At 63.4% G+C, this 17,305-nt stretch carries 14 protein-coding genes; 4 read left to right on the top strand and 10 right to left on the bottom strand.

Going from position 1 to position 17,305, the window contains the following annotated elements:
- Positions 1-9: 9 nt before the first annotated feature.
- Both gyrA and mtnA read right to left on the bottom strand, forming a co-directional pair.
- Positions 10-2,781 (bottom strand): DNA gyrase subunit A, encoded by a 2,772-nt coding sequence (gyrA, locus tag C4Q26_RS05080; RefSeq protein ID WP_104882857.1) that lies wholly within the window; start codon positions 2,779-2,781, stop codon positions 10-12.
- Between the two features lie 404 nt (positions 2,782-3,185).
- Positions 3,186-4,262, bottom strand: a complete 1,077-nt coding sequence (gene mtnA / locus C4Q26_RS05085) for an S-methyl-5-thioribose-1-phosphate isomerase (protein ID WP_104882858.1) — start codon at positions 4,260-4,262, stop codon at positions 3,186-3,188.
- 111 nt (positions 4,263-4,373) lie between these two features.
- On the opposite strand from mtnA, the gene ubiG reads away from it, so the two are divergent.
- The 3 genes from ubiG to C4Q26_RS05100 all read left to right on the top strand — a co-directional run bounded on the left by ubiG (position 4,374) and on the right by C4Q26_RS05100 (position 6,643).
- Entirely contained in the window at positions 4,374-5,072 is a 699-nt protein-coding gene (ubiG, locus tag C4Q26_RS05090) for a bifunctional 2-polyprenyl-6-hydroxyphenol methylase/3-demethylubiquinol 3-O-methyltransferase UbiG (protein ID WP_023379261.1), read from the top strand.
- A 2-nt stretch (positions 5,073-5,074) separates the two neighbouring features.
- On the top strand, positions 5,075-5,746 hold the full coding sequence (gene mupP, locus C4Q26_RS05095; protein WP_023379260.1) for an N-acetylmuramic acid 6-phosphate phosphatase MupP: 672 nt from the start codon (positions 5,075-5,077) through the stop codon (positions 5,744-5,746).
- A 156-nt stretch (positions 5,747-5,902) separates the two neighbouring features.
- Positions 5,903-6,643, top strand: coding sequence for a YciK family oxidoreductase (locus C4Q26_RS05100; RefSeq protein WP_023379259.1), 741 nt, complete (start codon positions 5,903-5,905; stop codon positions 6,641-6,643).
- A gap of 47 nt (positions 6,644-6,690) precedes the next feature.
- Here the strand turns inward: C4Q26_RS05100 and C4Q26_RS05105 are convergent, their stop codons facing one another.
- From C4Q26_RS05105 to C4Q26_RS05135, 7 genes are all read right to left on the bottom strand, one after another.
- Positions 6,691-7,476, bottom strand: a complete 786-nt coding sequence (locus C4Q26_RS05105; RefSeq protein WP_023379258.1) for a TenA family transcriptional regulator — start codon at positions 7,474-7,476, stop codon at positions 6,691-6,693.
- Positions 7,477-7,512: 36 nt separating this feature from the next.
- Positions 7,513-9,969, bottom strand: coding sequence for an EAL domain-containing protein (locus tag C4Q26_RS05110; RefSeq protein ID WP_023379257.1), 2,457 nt, complete (start codon positions 9,967-9,969; stop codon positions 7,513-7,515).
- 149 nt (positions 9,970-10,118) lie between these two features.
- Complete coding sequence (locus C4Q26_RS05115) at positions 10,119-11,951, bottom strand: ABC transporter ATP-binding protein (RefSeq protein ID WP_027906878.1); 1,833 nt, start codon at positions 11,949-11,951, stop codon at positions 10,119-10,121.
- The gene (locus tag C4Q26_RS05120) at positions 11,944-12,576 is read right to left on the bottom strand and encodes a DsbA family protein (protein WP_023379255.1); all 633 of its coding nucleotides are present in this window, start codon (positions 12,574-12,576) and stop codon (positions 11,944-11,946) included. Before C4Q26_RS05120 ends, C4Q26_RS05115 begins: the two co-directional genes overlap by 8 nt.
- 3 nt (positions 12,577-12,579) lie before the next feature.
- The gene (locus C4Q26_RS05125) at positions 12,580-13,512 is read right to left on the bottom strand and encodes a rhodanese-related sulfurtransferase (RefSeq protein ID WP_023379254.1); all 933 of its coding nucleotides are present in this window, start codon (positions 13,510-13,512) and stop codon (positions 12,580-12,582) included.
- Between the two features lie 187 nt (positions 13,513-13,699).
- Positions 13,700-13,999, bottom strand: coding sequence for a BolA family transcriptional regulator (locus C4Q26_RS05130; RefSeq protein ID WP_023379253.1), 300 nt, complete (start codon positions 13,997-13,999; stop codon positions 13,700-13,702).
- A 10-nt stretch (positions 14,000-14,009) separates the two neighbouring features.
- Positions 14,010-14,534 carry a DUF2059 domain-containing protein gene (locus C4Q26_RS05135; protein WP_023379252.1) on the bottom strand — a complete coding sequence of 175 codons (525 nt, stop codon included), beginning with the start codon at positions 14,532-14,534 and terminating at the stop codon, positions 14,010-14,012.
- 153 nt (positions 14,535-14,687) lie between these two features.
- Between C4Q26_RS05135 and C4Q26_RS05140 the strand changes: the two genes are divergently transcribed.
- On the top strand, positions 14,688-16,082 hold the full coding sequence (locus tag C4Q26_RS05140) for a class II fumarate hydratase (protein WP_023379251.1): 1,395 nt from the start codon (positions 14,688-14,690) through the stop codon (positions 16,080-16,082).
- A gap of 123 nt (positions 16,083-16,205) precedes the next feature.
- On the opposite strand, the gene C4Q26_RS05145 is transcribed toward C4Q26_RS05140, so the two are convergent.
- On the bottom strand, positions 16,206-17,168 hold the full coding sequence (locus tag C4Q26_RS05145) for a DMT family transporter (protein WP_023379250.1): 963 nt from the start codon (positions 17,166-17,168) through the stop codon (positions 16,206-16,208).
- Positions 17,169-17,305: the final 137 nt, after the last annotated feature.

Genomic DNA, 17,305 nt, shown 5'->3' on the forward strand with positions numbered 1-17,305 from the left:
TGCGCTTGCTTATTCCTGCGGTGCCTCTTCGGCACCCGCACTGTCATCGTCTGCCGCATCCGGCACAGCCGCTTCGACACCCTCCTCGTCCGACTCGATGATCTCATCGACTTCTTCCTCGGACGGTTCCTGGATCCGTTCCAGGCCCACCAGCGTCTCGTCGTTGGCCAGCTTGATCAACGTCACGCCCTGGGTGTTACGACCCAGGCTGGAGACTTCGCCAACCCGTGTGCGCACCAGCGTGCCCTGGTCGGAGATCAGCATGATCTCTTCGCCTTCCTGCACCTGGATGGCGCCGATCAGCAGGCCATTGCGGCCTTTGGTCCCCATGGCGATGACACCCTGGCCACCACGGCCGCGACGCGGGAACTTGGACAGCGGGGTGCGCTTGCCGAAGCCACGCTCGGAAGCGGTGAGAATCTGGGCGCCGGACTCAGGAATCAGCATGGAGATGATCCGCTGCCCCTTGCCCAGCTTCATGCCGCGTACACCACGGGCGTTACGGCCCATTTCACGCACCACGCTTTCGGCGAAGCGGATCACCTTGCCCGCGTCGGAGAACATCATGACTTCCTTGGCGCCGTCGGTGATGGCCGCAGCGATCAGGGTGTCACCTTCCTTGAGCTTCAAGGCGATCAGGCCGTTGGAGCGCGGACGGGCGAACTGCACCAGCGGGGTCTTTTTGACGGTACCGGAAGCGGTAGCCATGAAGATGTAGGCGCCGGTCGGTTCGGCGACCCATTCCGGGGTGTCGCCGTCTTCTTCGTCGACTTCCTCGGCCTCGATCACTTCGCCTTCGAGCACGGTGTCTTCCCCGTCCTCCAGCTCTTCCTCGGCGCCAGCGCTCTGCTGCAGTGCTTCCAGGTCGATCTGCAGCATGGCGGTGATGCGCTCACCCTCTTCCAGCGGCAGCAGGTTGACCAGCGGACGGCCGCGGGCGGCACGGGACGCCTCTGGGATGTCGTAGGTCTTGAGCCAGTAGACCTTGCCCTTGCTGGAGAACAGCAGCAGCGTGGCATGGCTGTTGGCGACCAGCAGGTGCTCGATGTAGTCCTCGTCCTTCACGCCGGTGGCCGACTTGCCCTTGCCACCACGGCGCTGGGCCTGGTAGGCCGACAGCGGCTGAGTCTTGGCGTAGCCGCCGTGGGAAATGGTCACCACGCGCTCTTCTTCCGGGATCATGTCGCCGTAGTTGAGGTCGTGGCGGGCATCGAGGATTTCGGTGCGACGGGCATCGCCGTATTCGGCGCGGATGGCTTCGAGCTCTTCGCGGATCACTTCCATCAGGCGCTGGGCGCTGTTGAGGATACGGATCAGCTCGCCGATCTGTTCCAGGATCTCCTGGTACTCAGCCAGCAGCTTCTCGTGTTCCAGGCCGGTCAGGCGGTGCAGACGCAGGTCCAGGATGGCCTGGGCCTGCTCCGGCGACAGGTAGTACTTGCCGTCACGCAGGCCGTATTGCTCCGGCAGGTCTTCTGGACGGCAGGAGTCGGCTCCGGCGCGCTCGACCATCAGTTGGACGGCGCTGGATTCCCAAGCCTTGGAAATCAGCGCTTCCTTGGCTTCCGACGGCGTCGGCGAAGCCTTGATCAGGGCGATGACCGGGTCGATGTTGGACAGCGCGACCGCCTGGCCTTCGAGGATGTGGCCGCGCTCACGGGCCTTGCGCAGCTCGAACACGGTACGACGGGTCACCACTTCACGGCGGTGACGGACGAAAGCTTCGAGCAGGTCCTTGAGGTTGAGCAGGCGCGGACGGCCATCGACCAACGCAACGACGTTGATGCCGAATACGGCCTGCAGCTGGGTCTGCTGATACAGATTGTTCAGCACCACCTCCGGCACCTCGCCGCGACGCAGCTCGATGACGATGCGCATGCCGTCCTTGTCGGACTCGTCGCGCAACTCGGTGATGCCCTCGATCTTCTTCTCTTTGACCAGCTCGGCGATCTTCTCGATCAGGCGCGCCTTGTTCAGCTGGTAAGGCAGCTCGGTGATCACGATCTGCTGGCGACCACCGACCTTGTCGATGTCTTCGATCTCGGAGCGGGCGCGCATGTAGATACGGCCACGGCCGGTGCGGTAGGCCTCGATGATGCCCTGACGACCGTTGATCAGGCCGGCAGTGGGGAAGTCGGGGCCCGGGATGTACTGCATCAGCTCGTCGACGGTGACGTCCGGGTTGTCGATCAGCGCCAGGCAGCCGTCGATGACCTCACCCAGGTTGTGCGGCGGGATGTTGGTCGCCATGCCCACGGCAATACCGCTGGAACCGTTGACCAGCAGGTTGGGAATACGGGTAGGCATGACCGCCGGGATCTGCTCGGTGCCGTCGTAGTTGGGCACCCAGTCGACGGTTTCCTTGTGCAGGTCGGCCAGCAGCTCGTGGGCCAGCTTGGCCATGCGCACTTCGGTGTATCGCATGGCCGCGGCGTTGTCGCCGTCCACCGAACCGAAGTTGCCCTGGCCGTCGACCAGCAGGTAGCGCAGCGAGAATGGCTGAGCCATACGCACGATTGTGTCGTAGACCGCGGTATCGCCGTGCGGGTGGTACTTACCGATCACGTCACCGACCACACGGGCGGATTTCTTGTACGGCTTGTTCCAGTCGTTGCCCAGCTCGCTCATCGCAAAGAGAACGCGGCGATGCACGGGCTTCAAGCCGTCACGCGCATCGGGCAGCGCTCGCCCGACAATCACGCTCATCGCGTAGTCGAGGTAAGACTGTCTCAGTTCGTCTTCGATATTGACCGGGAGGATTTCTTTGGCCAGTTCGCCCATGAGAAGCCTGATTCCTTTTTCTGGTGAAACTTCGCAGCCTCCTTCAAGGGCCGAACGAAGCTCGCCGCCGCAGCGCATAAGGGTGCGACGACTTACGACAAATCAATGAGTTGAGCCATGGACTTGCGCAATGAAGGCCGCCGTCATGGGCGGTCTTGGAAACTGCCGGATGTTACCACAAAGGCAGTGGCAGTGGGGAGATGTGGCAGGTGGCCTGACGTGAGCGGTGTATCGCCTGGGCGATCGAGCGCCGCCCGCGCGGGGCATCGCGAGCAAGGCTCGCTCCTACACCTGTTTCAGGCCAGTAACTCATTGCCTCGAAACAACCGTAGGAGCGAGCCTTGCTCGCGATGCCCCGCGCGGGCAGCGCTCGACCCCAAAGACGCCCCCGCCCTACACCCCGGTCAGTGCAAACGCTTGCGACACATCAATTGCGCCAGCTTGGCGGTGTCCGGTCGTTCGACGACACCTTTCTCGGTCACGATTACATCGATCAGATCCGCTGGAGTCACATCGAACACCGGATTGAACACTTCCACATCCGGCGCGACCCGGGTACCGGCGTAATCCAGCAACTCGTCGGCATCACGCTCTTCCAGCGGAATGTCCTCGCCGGTCGCCAGGTTCAGGTCGATGCTGGTGCTCGGTGCCACCACCATGAAGCGCACACCATGGTGCATGGCGCTGACTGCCAGCTGATAAGTGCCGATCTTGCTGGCCACGTCACCGTTGGCAGCGATGCAGTCGGCACCGACCACCACCCAGGTAATGCCCTTGCTTTTCATCAGGTGGGCCAAGGCCGAATCGGCGCACAGGGTGACGGGAATACCCTCGCGGGCCAGCTCCCAGGCGGTCAGCCGCGAGCCCTGCAACCACGGGCGAGTCTCGCCGGCGTAGACCCGCTCGACCATACCCTCCAGGAACCCTGCGCGGATCACCCCCAGCGCGGTACCGAAGCCGCCACTGGCCAGGGCGCCGGCATTACCGTAGGTGAGCAGTGTCTGCTCGTTGCCCTGATGACGACGGATCAGCTCGATGCCGTGCTGGGCCATGGTCAGGTTGGCCTCGCGATCACTCTCGTGAATGGCCACCGCCTCGGCCTCCAGCGCCGCCAGCACGTCTTCTTCGGGGCGCAAGCGCAGCAGGCGCTCGCGCATGCGGTTGAGCGACCAGAACAGGTTGGCAGCGGTCGGGCGCGCCTCGGCCAGGTTGAGGAAATCCTCTTCCAGGTCGGTTTCCCAGTCGCCGCCCGCCGCCAGGCGCTCGCGCAGCGCCAGAACCAGGCCGAAAGCCGCGGCAATGCCGATGGCGGCAGCGCCGCGCACGGTCATATCCCGAATCGCTTCCACCACCTGTGAGACATTGTCGCAGGCCAGCCAGCGCTCTTGCGATGGCAGCAAACGCTGGTCGAGCAGGTGCAGGGCGCCGTCCTGCCAGCGGATCCCGGTCACCTTCTCCGCCGCCAAAAGTCGCTCGCGCATCGCCTCTCCCCGTCGTTCGGATGTCAAAAGCGGGCGATTATAGCGACCCTCAGCCCTGGGCGCTCGGGTATACTCCCGCGCAATCTAGCGAAGTTTCAGAGGACTGTTCACATGAGCAACGTCGACCACGCCGAAATCGCCAAGTTTGAAGCCTTGGCGCACCGCTGGTGGGACCGCGAAAGCGAGTTCAAGCCGCTGCACGACATCAACCCGCTGCGGGTCAACTGGATCGACGAGCGCGTCAGCCTGGCCGGCAAGAAAGTGCTCGACGTGGGCTGTGGCGGCGGCATCCTCAGCGAGGCGATGGCCCTGCGCGGCGCCACCGTCACCGGCATCGACATGGGCGAAGCCCCGCTGGCGGTCGCCCAGCTGCACCAGCTCGAATCCGGCGTGCAGGTCGAATACCGGCAGATCACCGCCGAAGCCCTGGCCGAAGAGATGCCCGGGCAATTCGACGTGGTCACCTGCCTGGAGATGCTCGAACACGTGCCGGACCCCTCCTCGGTGATTCGCGCCTGCTACCGCATGGTCAAACCCGGCGGCCAGGTGTTCTTCTCCACCATCAACCGCAACCCGAAGGCATACCTGCTGGCCATCGTCGGCGCCGAGTACATCCTCAAGATGCTGCCGCGCGGCACCCACGACTTCAAGAAATTCATCCGCCCTTCGGAACTGGGCGCCTGGAGCCGCGCCGCCGGCCTTGAAGTCAAGGACATCATCGGCCTGACCTACAACCCGCTGACCAAGCATTACAAGCTCAGCAGCGATGTAGACGTCAACTACATGATCCAGACCCTGCGCGAGGAATGAGCATGCGTTTGCGAGCGGTACTCTTCGACATGGACGGCACCCTGCTCGACACGGCGCCGGACTTCATCGCCATCTGCCAGGCCATGCTGGCCGAGCGTAACCTGCCGGCCATCGACGACAAGCGCATCCGTGACGTGATTTCCGGTGGCGCCCGCGCCATGGTCGCCGCCACCTTTGCGATGGACCCCGACGCCGAGGGCTTCGAGGCCCTGCGCCTGGAATTCCTGGAGCGCTACCAGCGCGACTGCGCAGTGCACAGCAGGCTGTTCGACGGCATGGGCGAACTGCTGGCCGACATCGAGAAAGGCAACCTGCTGTGGGGCGTGGTCACCAACAAACCGGTGCGTTTCGCCGAGCCGATCATGCAGCGGCTGGGCCTGGCCGAGCGTTCGGCCTTGCTGATCTGCCCGGACCACGTGAAAAACAGCAAGCCCGACCCCGAGCCGCTGATCCTGGCCTGCACCACGCTGAACCTTGACCCGGCCAGCGTACTGTTCGTCGGCGACGACTTGCGGGACATCGAGTCCGGCCGCGATGCCGGCACCCGCACGGCGGCAGTTCGCTATGGCTATATTCATCCAGAAGACAACCCGAACAACTGGGGTGCCGACGTGGTGGTGGACCACCCGCTGGAACTGCGCAAAGTGATCGACAGCGCGCTGTGCGGTTGCTGAAACCCGACTGATGCGCCGGGCGCCGTCCCTGTAGGAGCGGGTTTACCCGCGAATGCGCCAGCCCGGACGACCACGGCGCCTGAACGTACGCATTCGCGGGTAAACCCGCCCCCACAAGGGGGCCGGGTCGCCCGCACGAACTCGAAGGACAGAACAATGTTCGACTACACCGCCCGCCCCGACCTGCTCAAGGGCCGCATCATTCTGGTCACGGGTGCCGGTCGCGGCATCGGCGCCGCTGCCGCCAAGGCCTATGCCGCCCTGGGCGCCACCGTGCTGCTGCTGGGCAAGACCGAGGCCAACCTCAACGAGGTCTATGACCAGATCGAAGCGGCCGGCCACCCGCAACCGGTGGTGATCCCGTTCAACCTGGAAACCGCCCTGCCCCACCAGTACGACGAGCTGGCGGCAATGATCGAGGAACAGTTCGGCCGCCTCGATGGTTTGCTGAACAACGCCTCGATCATCGGCCCGCGCACGCCGCTGGAGCAGCTGTCGGGTGACAATTTCATGCGCGTGATGCACATCAACGTCAACGCGACCTTCATGCTCACCAGCACCCTGCTGCCGCTGCTCAAGCTGTCCGAGGACGCGTCGGTGGTGTTCACCTCCAGCAGCGTCGGGCGCAAGGGCCGGGCATACTGGGGCGCCTATGGTGTTTCGAAGTTCGCCACCGAAGGGCTGATGCAAACCCTGGCCGACGAGCTCGACGGCGTTGCCCCGGTGCGCTCCAACAGCATCAACCCTGGGGCTACCCGCACCGCGATGCGGGCACAGGCGTACCCGAGCGAGAACCCACAGAACAACCCGCTGCCTGAAGAAATCATGCCGGTGTACCTGTACCTGATGGGGCCGGACAGCTCCGGGGTCAATGGGCAGGCGTTCGACGCCCAGTAAGCCCGTTCGTCACGGATGGGGCCGCTTTACGGCCCCATCCGCAAGACTCAACCGGCCACCAACGCCGGGCGCAGACGCCCCTGCTGGCGCCCTTCGAGCTGCATGCACCGCTCAAGGAACAGGTACATGCAGTCGTAGCTCTTGCAGATCGCCCTGCGCAGCTCGGTGCGCAGACCCAATGTCGGGTTTTCACCCGCCAGGGTACAGATGATCTCCAGCGCCTCCCAAGGGTGGGCATCGTCGTACTGAGCATGCATTTTCAGCCATTTCATGGCGCGCTTGCGCTGCTCTGGCGGGAAGCCCTCGGCATAGGTGTCGGTCGAGCAGACCACCGCCGACCATTCTCCGGTCGCCCCTTCGATGGCGTAGTTGGTCGCAGCCATGGCAATGGCCAGCGATTCGGTGGTACACACACGCCAGCACCAGTCATTCAGGCCATTCAGCTCTGGCGGCACTTCCTGTGCCTGCAACTCGTGCAGGTGAATGCCATGGGCCTGGCACCAATTCACCCAATAGTCGGCATGGTGCAGCTCGACCCGGATGTTGCGCATCAGCCAACGCCGCGCCATGTCTTCGCCGGGATGGCGGGCATAGCGGGTCTTGGTGAGGTTATGGGCCATGTACAGGGAAAACTGCTCGACCACCGGCCAGCCACCGATCAGGTACTGGCGAATCGTGGCAGGTCGTAGTTGGTTATCGCGCAGGCGCTCATAGAACTCATGCTCGACCACCCGGCGCTTGCTTTCACGACACTCTTCAATCAGTTGCTGAGCCCATTGCGGGTAACTGGCCGGGTCCATCAGTGGCCCGATACGTATGAATGAGTCAATCACGTTCAGCTCCTTGATCCATGTGATTATCGGGACATTTCAGCGAAACGTTCCCGGCGCCCTGTGCAAAAGGGGTCTCGCGGCAATCCGTTGGCGTTGCAGACTGTCGCAGGTGAATACCTGCGGACGTTCGATCAAATAGCCCTGGGCGTAATCCACGCCGATCTCCTGCAAGGCCTGTTCGATCAACGGGGTTTCGACGAACTCGGCAATGGTGCGTTTGCCCATCACATGGCCAATGTGGTTGATCACCTCGACCATGGCACGATTGACCGGATCGTCGAGCATATCTTTTACGAAACTTCCGTCGATCTTCAGGAAGTCTACAGGCAAATGCTTCAAATAGGCGAATGACGACATTCCGGCGCAGAAGTCGTCGAGGGAGAATTTGCAGCCCAATCCTTTCAATTCATTGATGAAGCGAATAGCGCTACCCAAATTGGCGATAGCGCTGGTTTCGGTTATTTCAAAACAGATTAACCGGGGCGGAATCGAATACTCGGCGAACAGCCTCTGCAAATACTCCAGGAACTTGTCGTCACCGATGCTGGAGCCTGAAAGGTTGATCGCGCACATCGACAACGGCCCTTCGCGACCTTCGTCCAGGCACTGGCGAATCACCTGGAACACGTTGCGCACCACCCAACGGTCCAGGGCGGTCATCAAGCCATAGCGTTCAGCCGCAGGGATGAAGCTGTCAGGCAGGATGGTACGGCCGCCTTCATCGTGCAGGCGCAACAGGATCTCGATGTGGCCCGGGCCTTCGAGGGTCTTGAGCGCGGCGATTTCCTGGGCATAGAGGCAAAAGCGGTTTTCCTCCAGGGCCACATGCAGGCGCTGGATCCAGGCCATCTCGCCAAAGCGCATGGACAGTTCGCTGTCATCGACGTGGTACACCTGAACCCGGTTACGGCCTTTTTCCTTGGCCATGTAGCAGGCCATGTCGGCAGCCCGCAGCGATGCCTCGAGGGTGCCAGGGGCCTGGGCCATGTGCACCAGGCCAATGCTGACGGTGGTGACGAAAGGCCGCCCCTTCCAGACAAAATGCAGGCTCTGCACACTTTGGCGCAGGTGCTCGGCGATGCGCTCGGCCTGCTCGGCCGGACAGTTCTCCAAGAGCACGCCGAACTCGTCGCCCCCCAGGCGAGCCAGGGTATCGCTTTCGCGCAGGCAGGCCTGCAGCACTGCACAGATATGCCGCAGCAGCTCATCGCCGGCAGCGTGGCCGCAGGTGTCGTTGACCAGCTTGAACTGATCGAGGTCGAGGAACATCAGCGAGTGCCGGCCATTCTGCCGCGCCAGGTCGTTGAGCACCTGCTCCAGGCGATATTCGAATTCACGGCGGTTGGCCAGCCCCGTCAGGGCATCGTGGGTCGCCTGCCAGGACAGGTTGGCGATGTACTGGCGCTCCTGGGTCATGTCGTGCAGCACCAGCACGATGCCGGCCACCTGCCCTTCGTTGATGATGGGTGAGCCGACCAGGTTGATGGACACCGTGCTGCCATCCAGGCGTTGGATCAGCCTGGAATGGTCGGAGCCACCCTTGAGGTTGCCGCTGATCACCTGTTCGACCAGGGAGGCGCTTTCCTGGTCGTCCTGTTCGTCCACCAGGCTGAACAGCGCCGACAATGGCAAGCCATGGGCCTGGCCGGCCTGCCAGTGGGTCAGTTGCTCGGCGGCGGGGTTCATGTAGCCAATGCAACCCTCGACATCGGTGGTGATCACCGCATCGCCGATGGCCTGCAGGGTAGTCTGCGCCCGCTCTTTCTCTTCCTGCAGGGCGCTGGCGAAGGCCTGGCGCTGGGCCAACAGCTTGCTCGAACGGCGCCAGGCAAAGCTGATGAGGAACAGCGCGGTCAGCAGGTTGGTGATCAGTAGCACCCGCAACAGCATGCGCGAGCCTTCGCCCAGGGCATCGCTGAATGCCTTGGCCGCTGGGGTCACGCCTTCATTGATGGCAACGATGCGTGCCTTCCACTCGCCCAACTGCCGCGCATTGACCCTGGCCGACGCGAAGCCTTCGCGCATCTCCGTGGCCAGCACATCCAGCTGGTTCAGGTAGGCATCGCCGATATCCCAGTAGGCGATTGCCCGCTGCATGTAGCTGATCTGGCGAAAGTTGCGGTAGAACCAGATGATGCGGTCGACATCATCGGGATGGTTGCCGCCCTGCAAGATAGCCCGGCGCGCCGCGTCCAGGTCCGGGTTGGGCTGGTCGAGCACCACGCGCAGTTCGTGATCGCCCTGGGGCACCTTGATCGCCTCGCGGTAGCGCTCGAAGGTTTGCGCATCGCGGTTGTCGGCATAAAGGTTGAGGTAGTAGATGGCGTCTTTCTGGGCCTTGGACCACAGGCTTTCACCAGCCACGTAGGCGCGCACAGCCGACAGCGCATAAAGGCTGAGACTGCCCAGCAACACCTGGAAGACCACAACAGCAATGAAGGGCCAAATGATACCGAGTAGCTTTGGCGCTTCGAGAGTCCGTTTTCCCTTCATGTAATCCCTGTCGCAGAGCAGATGAGGCGTCGATCAACCCAGACAAGCACAGCGTAGGCCATTTGCCATCTGCACGACGGGGTTTTTAAGGGCGGTAATCGGGAAAATTTTGCGGTTCAGGGCGGACCGACGAGCCGGCGACCGGCTCGTCAAGTCTGCTGCAAATGCCCGTAAAGCTTGGCGTACAGGCCGCCTTCGGCGATCAACTGCTGGTGTCCGCCATCTTCGGCCACATGCCCGCCATCGAACACCAGCACCCGATCCGCCTGCTTCACTGCCGAAAGGCGGTGGGCGATGATCAACGTGGTGCGGCCCCGCAGGAAGTGCGACAAGGCTTGGTGCAAGTTGTATTCAGTGGCAGCGTCCAGGGCCGAGGTGGCCTCGTCGAGAATCACCACCTTGGGCTCGGCCAGTACCATACGGGCGATGGCCAGGCGCTGACGCTGGCCACCGGAAAGGCGCACCCCGGAACGGCCGACCACGCTGTCCAGGCCTTGCGGCAAAGCAGCGATGGTCGCATCCAGCTGGGCCACGCGCAGGGCCTGCCAGCAGGCCTCGTCGGTACATTCGCGGCCCATGGTCAGGTTGGCGCGTACGGTGTCGTTGAACAGCGACGGATGCTGCAGCACCACCGCAACGTTCTCGCGCAGGGTTTCCAGGCCAATTTCCTGCAAGCTGGCGCCACCGAAGCGAATGGTGCCGGCCTGGGCGCTGTACAGCCCCAGCAGCAGTTGCACCAGCGTGCTCTTGCCTCCGCCACTGGCGCCCACGATGGCCACCTTCTCCCCCGGCGCAATGGCCAGGTCGAGGTGTTCCAGCACCGGCTCGTCGGCGTAGGCGAAGCGCAGGTCTCGCACTTCGATGCCCACCGTCTCGCGCCCGGCGAACGGGTCGCAGGCCGCCGGGTACTGCGGCTCGTCGTCACGTGCCAGCAGCTCGTTGACACGGCTCAGCGCACCACCGGCCGCATAATAGGCGTACTGCAGGTTCAGCAGTTGTTCCACCGGCCCGATCATGAACCACAAGTAGCTGAACACGGCCAGCATCTGGCCGATGGACAAGTCCGAGAACAGCACCGTGAGCATGGCCGCGGCACGGAAGATATCGATACCGAACTGGAACAGCAGGCCACTGGCACGGCCACTGGCATCGCTCTTCCATTGCGACTCCACGGCGTAGTCCCGCACCTCCCGGGCCCGCAGGCCAAGGCGCCCCAGGAAGTAGCCCTGGCGGTTGCCGGCGCGTATCTCCTGGATGGCGTCGAGGGTTTCGGCCAAGGCCTGGGTAAAGCGCGAGGTGCTGTCGTTTTCGAGCTTCTTCAGGTGCTTGACGCGCTTGCCCAACTGCACGGTGAAGTAGATCACCAGCGGGTTGAACAACAGAATCAGCAAGGCCAGCTTCCAGTGCATCCAGATGAGGATGGCGGCGGTGCCGGTCAGGGTGAGCATGGCGACCAGGAACCGGCTAAGGGTCTCGCCGACGAATTTGTCGAGGGTATCCAGGTCGGTGACCAGGTGAGTGGTCACCGTGCCGCTGCCGAGGCTTTCGTACTCTTTCAAGGAAATGCGCTTGAGGCGCTCGATCAGGCGGATGCGCAGGCGGTAGACGATGTCCTTCGCCAAACCGGCGAACAGCTTGGCCTGGATAACGTTGAACGCCAGAGCCGCCAGGCGCAGGCACAGCGTGGCCACCAGCATCAGGCCGATGTAGCCCGCGGCCACTTGCCAGCCGGTCGGCAGCAGGTGGTTCATCCACTTCAATGCAGCATCACCGTGGCCGAGCAGCACCTCGTCCACCAGCAATGGCAGCAGCAGCGGAATGGGCACGCTGCAGCACGCGGCCAACACGGCGACCAGGTTGGCGGACCACAGCTGTTTCTTGTGATGCAGGGCCAGGCGGCGAATTTCCGCCCAGCTCAGACGATCGGCCACGGAAGAGGGTTTCCCCGGCACAGGGTCGGGTGACCCTGGCAGATCAAGCACAGGCGGCCTGCCCTAGCCAGCGGCCAAGCAAGGGTTGCAGGCGATCCAGCGGCTGGTAGCCATTGGTCAGCAAGGCCAACTGCCCATTACGCTCGGCCAGCAGGGTCGGAAAACCGGCGATACCCAAATCCTGCACCCAGCTGAAGTCGGCTGCCGTGGCTGCGCGGACGTCGTGGCTGGCGAAGTGCTGGGCAAACCGCTCGCGGTCGAAGCCCACTTGTTCGGCCAGCTCGACCAGTTGCGGGGCACGGGTGACATCCACACCCTGCTCGTAGAAAGAACGCTGGATCAGCGCCAGCAGCGGCCAGACGCGCTCGGCGTCCAGCTCGCGGGCGGTTACCAGGGCGCGGCATGCCGGCTCGGTGTCATAGACGAAACCGTCGGGCATCGCCCCGTCGAAACGAAACGGTTGCCCGGTGGCATCCGCCACCGCCTGCCAATGCTCGAGGATGTACTTACGCGTGGATGCGTCCAAGGCACTGCCGCCGGTACGCAACCCGCCCGGCACCACACGCGTCGGTACACCGGCCTCACGCGCCTGGGCGATCAGGGCCTCAGCAACGGGTGCGAAGCCCCAGCACCAGGAGCACATCGGGTCCATCACATAGAGCAGGCGTGCGGACATGTATCAAGCCTCGGCTTTGTAGTTGTAACCGATCGGATGTGGCAGGTTGCGCGCCTTGGCGAGCTCGATCTGCTTCTGCCGGTCGATGGCGCTGCGCCGGGTCTTCTCACTCAGGGTGTCCCAGCAGTGTGGGCAGCTGACACCAGGCGAGTAATGCTCGGACGCACGGTCCTCCACATTGATCGGGTGGCGGCAGGCATGGCACTGGTCGTACTCGCCTTCACTCAGGTCATGGCGCACCGTGACCCGGTTGTCGAAGACGAAGCAGTCGCCGTCCCAGAGGCTTTCTTCCTGAGGCACTTCCTCGAAGTATTTCAGAATGCCGCCCTTAAGATGATAGACCTCCTCGAAGCCTTCACCGAGCATGTAGCTGGAGGCTTTTTCGCAACGGATGCCACCGGTGCAGAACATCGCCACCTTCTTGTGCTTGCTCGGGTCGAAGTTGGCCTTGATGTACTCGGGGAACTCGCGGAAGGTTTCGGTCTTCGGATCGATGGCGCCCTTGAAGGTGCCGATGGCCACTTCGTAGTCGTTGCGGGTGTCGATCAGCAGCACCTCCGGGTCGCTGATCAGGGCGTTCCAGTCCTTCGGATCGACGTAGGTGCCGACCTTCTGGTTGGGGTCCACGCCCGGCACGCCGAGGGTGACGATCTCTTTCTTGAGCTTGACCTTGGTGCGGTAGAACGGTTGCTCGTCGCAGTAGGACTCTTTGTGGTCGACATCGACCAGGCGCGGGTCGTTGCGCAGCCAGGCGAGCAGCGCGTCGATGCCTTCGCGGGTGGCGGAAACGGTACCGTTGATGCCCTCGTGGGCCAGCAGCAGGGTACCTTTCACGCCGTTGTCGAGCATGGTCTTTAGCAGCGGCTCGCGCAGTTCGACGTAGTCTTCCAGGGTGACGAACTTGTACAGCGCCGCCACGACGATAGCTTGGGACATGAATCTGAATCTCCAGGTGGTTGCCCTCGTAAGGGGCGGACCGGGTTCTACAAAAGCAAAGGGGCTGCCGTGCAGCCCATCGCTGGCAAGCCGACGCCTACAGGCTGTAGGCGCGGGCTTGCTGGCGATGGGCCGCGCAGCGGCCCCCTTGGGATGACGCGGATTCTACCAGAACAAAAAAAAGGAATCAGTGCTTGCCGCCACCGGCGCACACTGGCGAGGCCGGTGCGGCGCCAACCTGGGTCCATTCCTCGGCGGTGTAGGTGTGAATCGCCAGTGCATGGATCTGGCTCATCAGCTCGCCCATGGTGGCGTACACCTTCTGGTGGCGCTTGACGCTGTTCAGGCCGGCGAACTGCTCGCTGACGATGACTGCCTTGTAGTGGGTCTCCTGGCCACGGCTGTGCATGTGGCTTTCGTTGAGCACTTCAAGGTGTTGCGGCGCCAGCGCTGTCAGTTGCTGGTGGATACGTTCCTGCATGGTCATCGGGTGTTACTCACTTCTTCGCCGGCGCCGCGGCCTTGCCAGCGTTCGGGTCCAGTTCCTTGGTCATGTCGTCGAGCAGCTTGTTCACCACCGGCACGGCAGGCTCCAGGCTCTGCTGGGTCAACTGGGCCGACTGCTGGGTGACTTTGGGCATTTCGCGCAGCACTTTCTTGCCAAGCGGCGACTCGTAGAACTTGACCAGGTCCTTGAGCTCCTGCTCGGTGAAGGTCTGGGTGTACAGGTCGACCATCTTCGGCTTGAGCTTGTTCCAACCAATGGCGCTGTCCAGGGCGGCGTTGGCCTTGGCCTGGTAGCTTTCCAGCACCGACTGCTTGGAGGCAGGCGCCTTGGTCTGGGCGAAGCGCTGGGCGAACATCTGCTGGACCTGCATGTACACCGGAGTGCCCAGCTTGTCGGCGTTGGCCAGGGTCAGGAATTTCTCGGCGGCAGCGTTGTGGCTGGCGGTGGCAGCGAGCACCTGGCCGCTGGCGCAGGCCAGGGCAACGGCGGCACAGAGGACACGGAGACGGGTCATTGCATTTCCTTCAAGAAAGGGAGGCGGGTACCTCAGAGTAGAGCATTCTGCGCTGTGGTGGCGAAGTGCTCAAGTGGCACGACGAGCGATGGAACCGCTCTGCCGAATGAGGGCCTAAACTGCGATTTCAGACTACAAAGGAGTGAGCGCAGCATGAGCCGTATCGAGACAGACAGCCTGGGCCCGGTCGAAGTTCCGGACGACGCCTACTGGGGCGCGCAGACCCAGCGCTCGCTGATCAACTTTGCCATTGGCAAGGAACGCATGCCGCTCGCGGTGCTGCACGCCCTGGCGCTGATCAAGAAAGCCGCGGCACGGGTCAACGACCGCAACGGCGACTTGCCCGCCGACATCGCCCGCCTGATCGAGCAGGCCGCCGACGAAGTGCTCGCAGGCCAGCACGACGACCAGTTTCCACTCGTCGTCTGGCAGACCGGTAGCGGCACGCAAAGCAACATGAACGTCAACGAAGTGATCGCCGGGCGCGCCAACGAGCTGGCCGGCAAGGGCCGTGGCGGCAAGGCGCCGGTCCACCCCAACGATCACGTCAACCGTTCGCAGAGTTCCAACGACTGCTTCCCCACTGCCATGCACATCGCCGCCGCCCAAGCGGTGCAGGAGCGCCTGCTGCCAGCGATTGCCGAACTGTCGTCGGGCCTTGCCGAGCTCTCGGCGCGCCACCACAAGCTGGTCAAGACCGGCCGCACGCACATGATGGATGCCACCCCGATCACGTTCGGCCAGGAAGTGTCGGCGTTCGTCGCCCAGCTCGACTATGCCCAGCGCGCCATCCGCGCCACGCTGCCGGCAGTGTGCGAACTGGCCCAGGGCGGCACGGCCGTCGGTACAGGCCTGAACGCCCCACACGGGTTCGCCGAGGCCGTGGCTGCCGAGCTGGCCGCACTGTCCGGCCTGCCCTTCGTCACCGCGCCGAACAAGTTCGCCGCCCTCGCCGGCCACGAACCCCTGACCAGCCTGGCCGGCGCCCTCAAGACCCTGGCGGTGGCACTGATGAAAATCGCCAACGACCTGCGCCTGCTGGGCTCCGGGCCGCGCGCAGGGCTGGCCGAAGTGCGCCTGCCGGCCAACGAGCCTGGGAGTTCGATCATGCCTGGCAAGGTCAACCCGACCCAGTGCGAGGCGCTGTCGATGCTGGCCTGTCAGGTGCTGGGCAATGATGCCGCCATCGGCTTCGCCGCCAGCCAAGGTCACCTGCAGTTGAACGTGTTCAAGCCGGTGATCATCCACAACCTGCTGCAGTCCATCGAACTGCTGGCCGACGGATGTCGCAACTTCCAGGCGCATTGCGTGGCCGGGATCGAGCCGGATGCCGAGCAAATGGCCGCGCATCTGGAGCGAGGGTTGATGCTGGTGACCGCGCTGAACCCGCATATCGGCTATGACAAGGCCGCAGAAATTGCCAAGAAGGCCTACGCCGAGGGCAAGACCTTGCGTGAGGCGGCACTGGAGTTGAAGTACCTGACCAACGAACAGTTCGATGAATGGGTCAGGCCGCAGAACATGTTGGCGCCCGGAGGCAAGGGCTAACCCAGGGTGCGTCGCAGTCGAGCAAGCCGGGGCCGCGCTGCGGCCCTTTCACGACGCAAGGCCACTCCCCATGGGCCACATGGGCCGTGAAATGCACTGTAAAATCCGACTGGGCGGCGATGTTCAGCGAACTTGGGCCAGGCGTGCATTCCTTGCCCGCCACCCGGCCACCAGCGACGGCCCCAACGCCACCAGCGCCGAACCGATCACCACCGTCACCGCCCCCACATAGCCCAGGCCATTGATCTCCTCGGCGTGGACATGGTCCGGCCATACCCAGGCCGCCGCCGCAACCGCCACGAAGGTTACCAACGGGGTCAGCGCCAGCGTGGCACTGACCTTCGACGCTTCCCAATGGGCCAAGGCCTCGGCAAAGGCGCCATAGGCCACCAGGGTATTCAGGCAGCAGGCCAGCAGCAGCCAGCCTTGCACCGGCGAAAGCGCAAGCGCCTCCAGCGGGTGTACCCAGGGGGTGAGCAACGCCGCGCAACCCAGATAGATCACCATCATCACCTGCTGCGAATTCCACACCGTCAGCAGCTGCTTCTGGCTCAAGGCATAGAACACCCAGATGCTGGTGGCCAGGATGATGGTCAGTACGCCAGTGGTGTAGACACCCAGCGAGGTCAGCAGCTCTTCCAGCCGCTGGTTGAAGAACAGGCCAAAGCCTGCCAGCAGAATCAGCAAACCAATGCCCTGCCCCAGGCTGAATCGCTCCTTGAACACGAACACGCTGGCCACCAGCAACAGCACTGGCCCAAGCTGCACCACCAGTTGCGCAGTGCCGGGGCTGAGCAACTTGAGGCCGATCAGGTAGAGCACGTAGTTGCCCATCAAGCCACCGATGGCAACCACCACCAGGCCCTTGCCCTTGCGCCCCAGCTTGCCGAACGAGGGTAGCCGCCGCTGGGCCGACAGCCAGGCGAACAGCAGCCCGCCCGACACCAGCAGGCGGTACCAGGTGACGGTGACCGGATCGACCACTTGCAGCACCTGCTTCAACTTGATCGGCAATATGCCCCAGAGCAGCGCCGTCAACAGGGCCAGGAACAGTCCATAGCCCCAGCGGCCGGAAGTGGTGTGCATAGTGTCCTCGAACGAGCCCGTGGTGGGGGTAGGTAGGATTCTACGGGTTTACAGGCCTGAGTCTGCGGCGTGTGGCGAGAAAAGAATTCATCAGGTCATTCTCGCAAGGCATGGCTTGATGGATGGGCCAGCCATGC

It is taken from the genome of Pseudomonas sp. SWI44 (genome assembly GCF_002947915.1).
Taxonomy (GTDB): domain Bacteria; phylum Pseudomonadota; class Gammaproteobacteria; order Pseudomonadales; family Pseudomonadaceae; genus Aquipseudomonas; species Aquipseudomonas taiwanensis.

Bases quoted from the DNA above. Each gene is read 5' to 3' on its own strand.
- C4Q26_RS05100 (WP_023379259.1), top strand. From the start codon at position 5,903: ATGTTCGACTACACCGCCCGCCCCGACCTGCTCAAGGGCCGCATCATT.
- C4Q26_RS05130 (WP_023379253.1), bottom strand. From the start codon at position 13,999: ATGACCATGCAGGAACGTATCCACCAGCAACTGACAGCGCTGGCGCCG.
- mtnA (WP_104882858.1), bottom strand. From the start codon at position 4,262: ATGCGCGAGCGACTTTTGGCGGCGGAGAAGGTGACCGGGATCCGCTGG.
- C4Q26_RS05135 (WP_023379252.1), bottom strand. From the start codon at position 14,534: ATGACCCGTCTCCGTGTCCTCTGTGCCGCCGTTGCCCTGGCCTGCGCC.
- C4Q26_RS05120 (WP_023379255.1), bottom strand. From the start codon at position 12,576: ATGTCCGCACGCCTGCTCTATGTGATGGACCCGATGTGCTCCTGGTGC.
- ubiG (WP_023379261.1), top strand. From the start codon at position 4,374: ATGAGCAACGTCGACCACGCCGAAATCGCCAAGTTTGAAGCCTTGGCG.
- gyrA (WP_104882857.1), bottom strand. From the start codon at position 2,781: ATGGGCGAACTGGCCAAAGAAATCCTCCCGGTCAATATCGAAGACGAA.
- C4Q26_RS05125 (WP_023379254.1), bottom strand. From the start codon at position 13,512: ATGTCCCAAGCTATCGTCGTGGCGGCGCTGTACAAGTTCGTCACCCTG.
- C4Q26_RS05140 (WP_023379251.1), top strand. From the start codon at position 14,688: ATGAGCCGTATCGAGACAGACAGCCTGGGCCCGGTCGAAGTTCCGGAC.
- C4Q26_RS05145 (WP_023379250.1), bottom strand. From the start codon at position 17,168: ATGCACACCACTTCCGGCCGCTGGGGCTATGGACTGTTCCTGGCCCTG.
- C4Q26_RS05110 (WP_023379257.1), bottom strand. From the start codon at position 9,969: ATGAAGGGAAAACGGACTCTCGAAGCGCCAAAGCTACTCGGTATCATT.
- mupP (WP_023379260.1), top strand. From the start codon at position 5,075: ATGCGTTTGCGAGCGGTACTCTTCGACATGGACGGCACCCTGCTCGAC.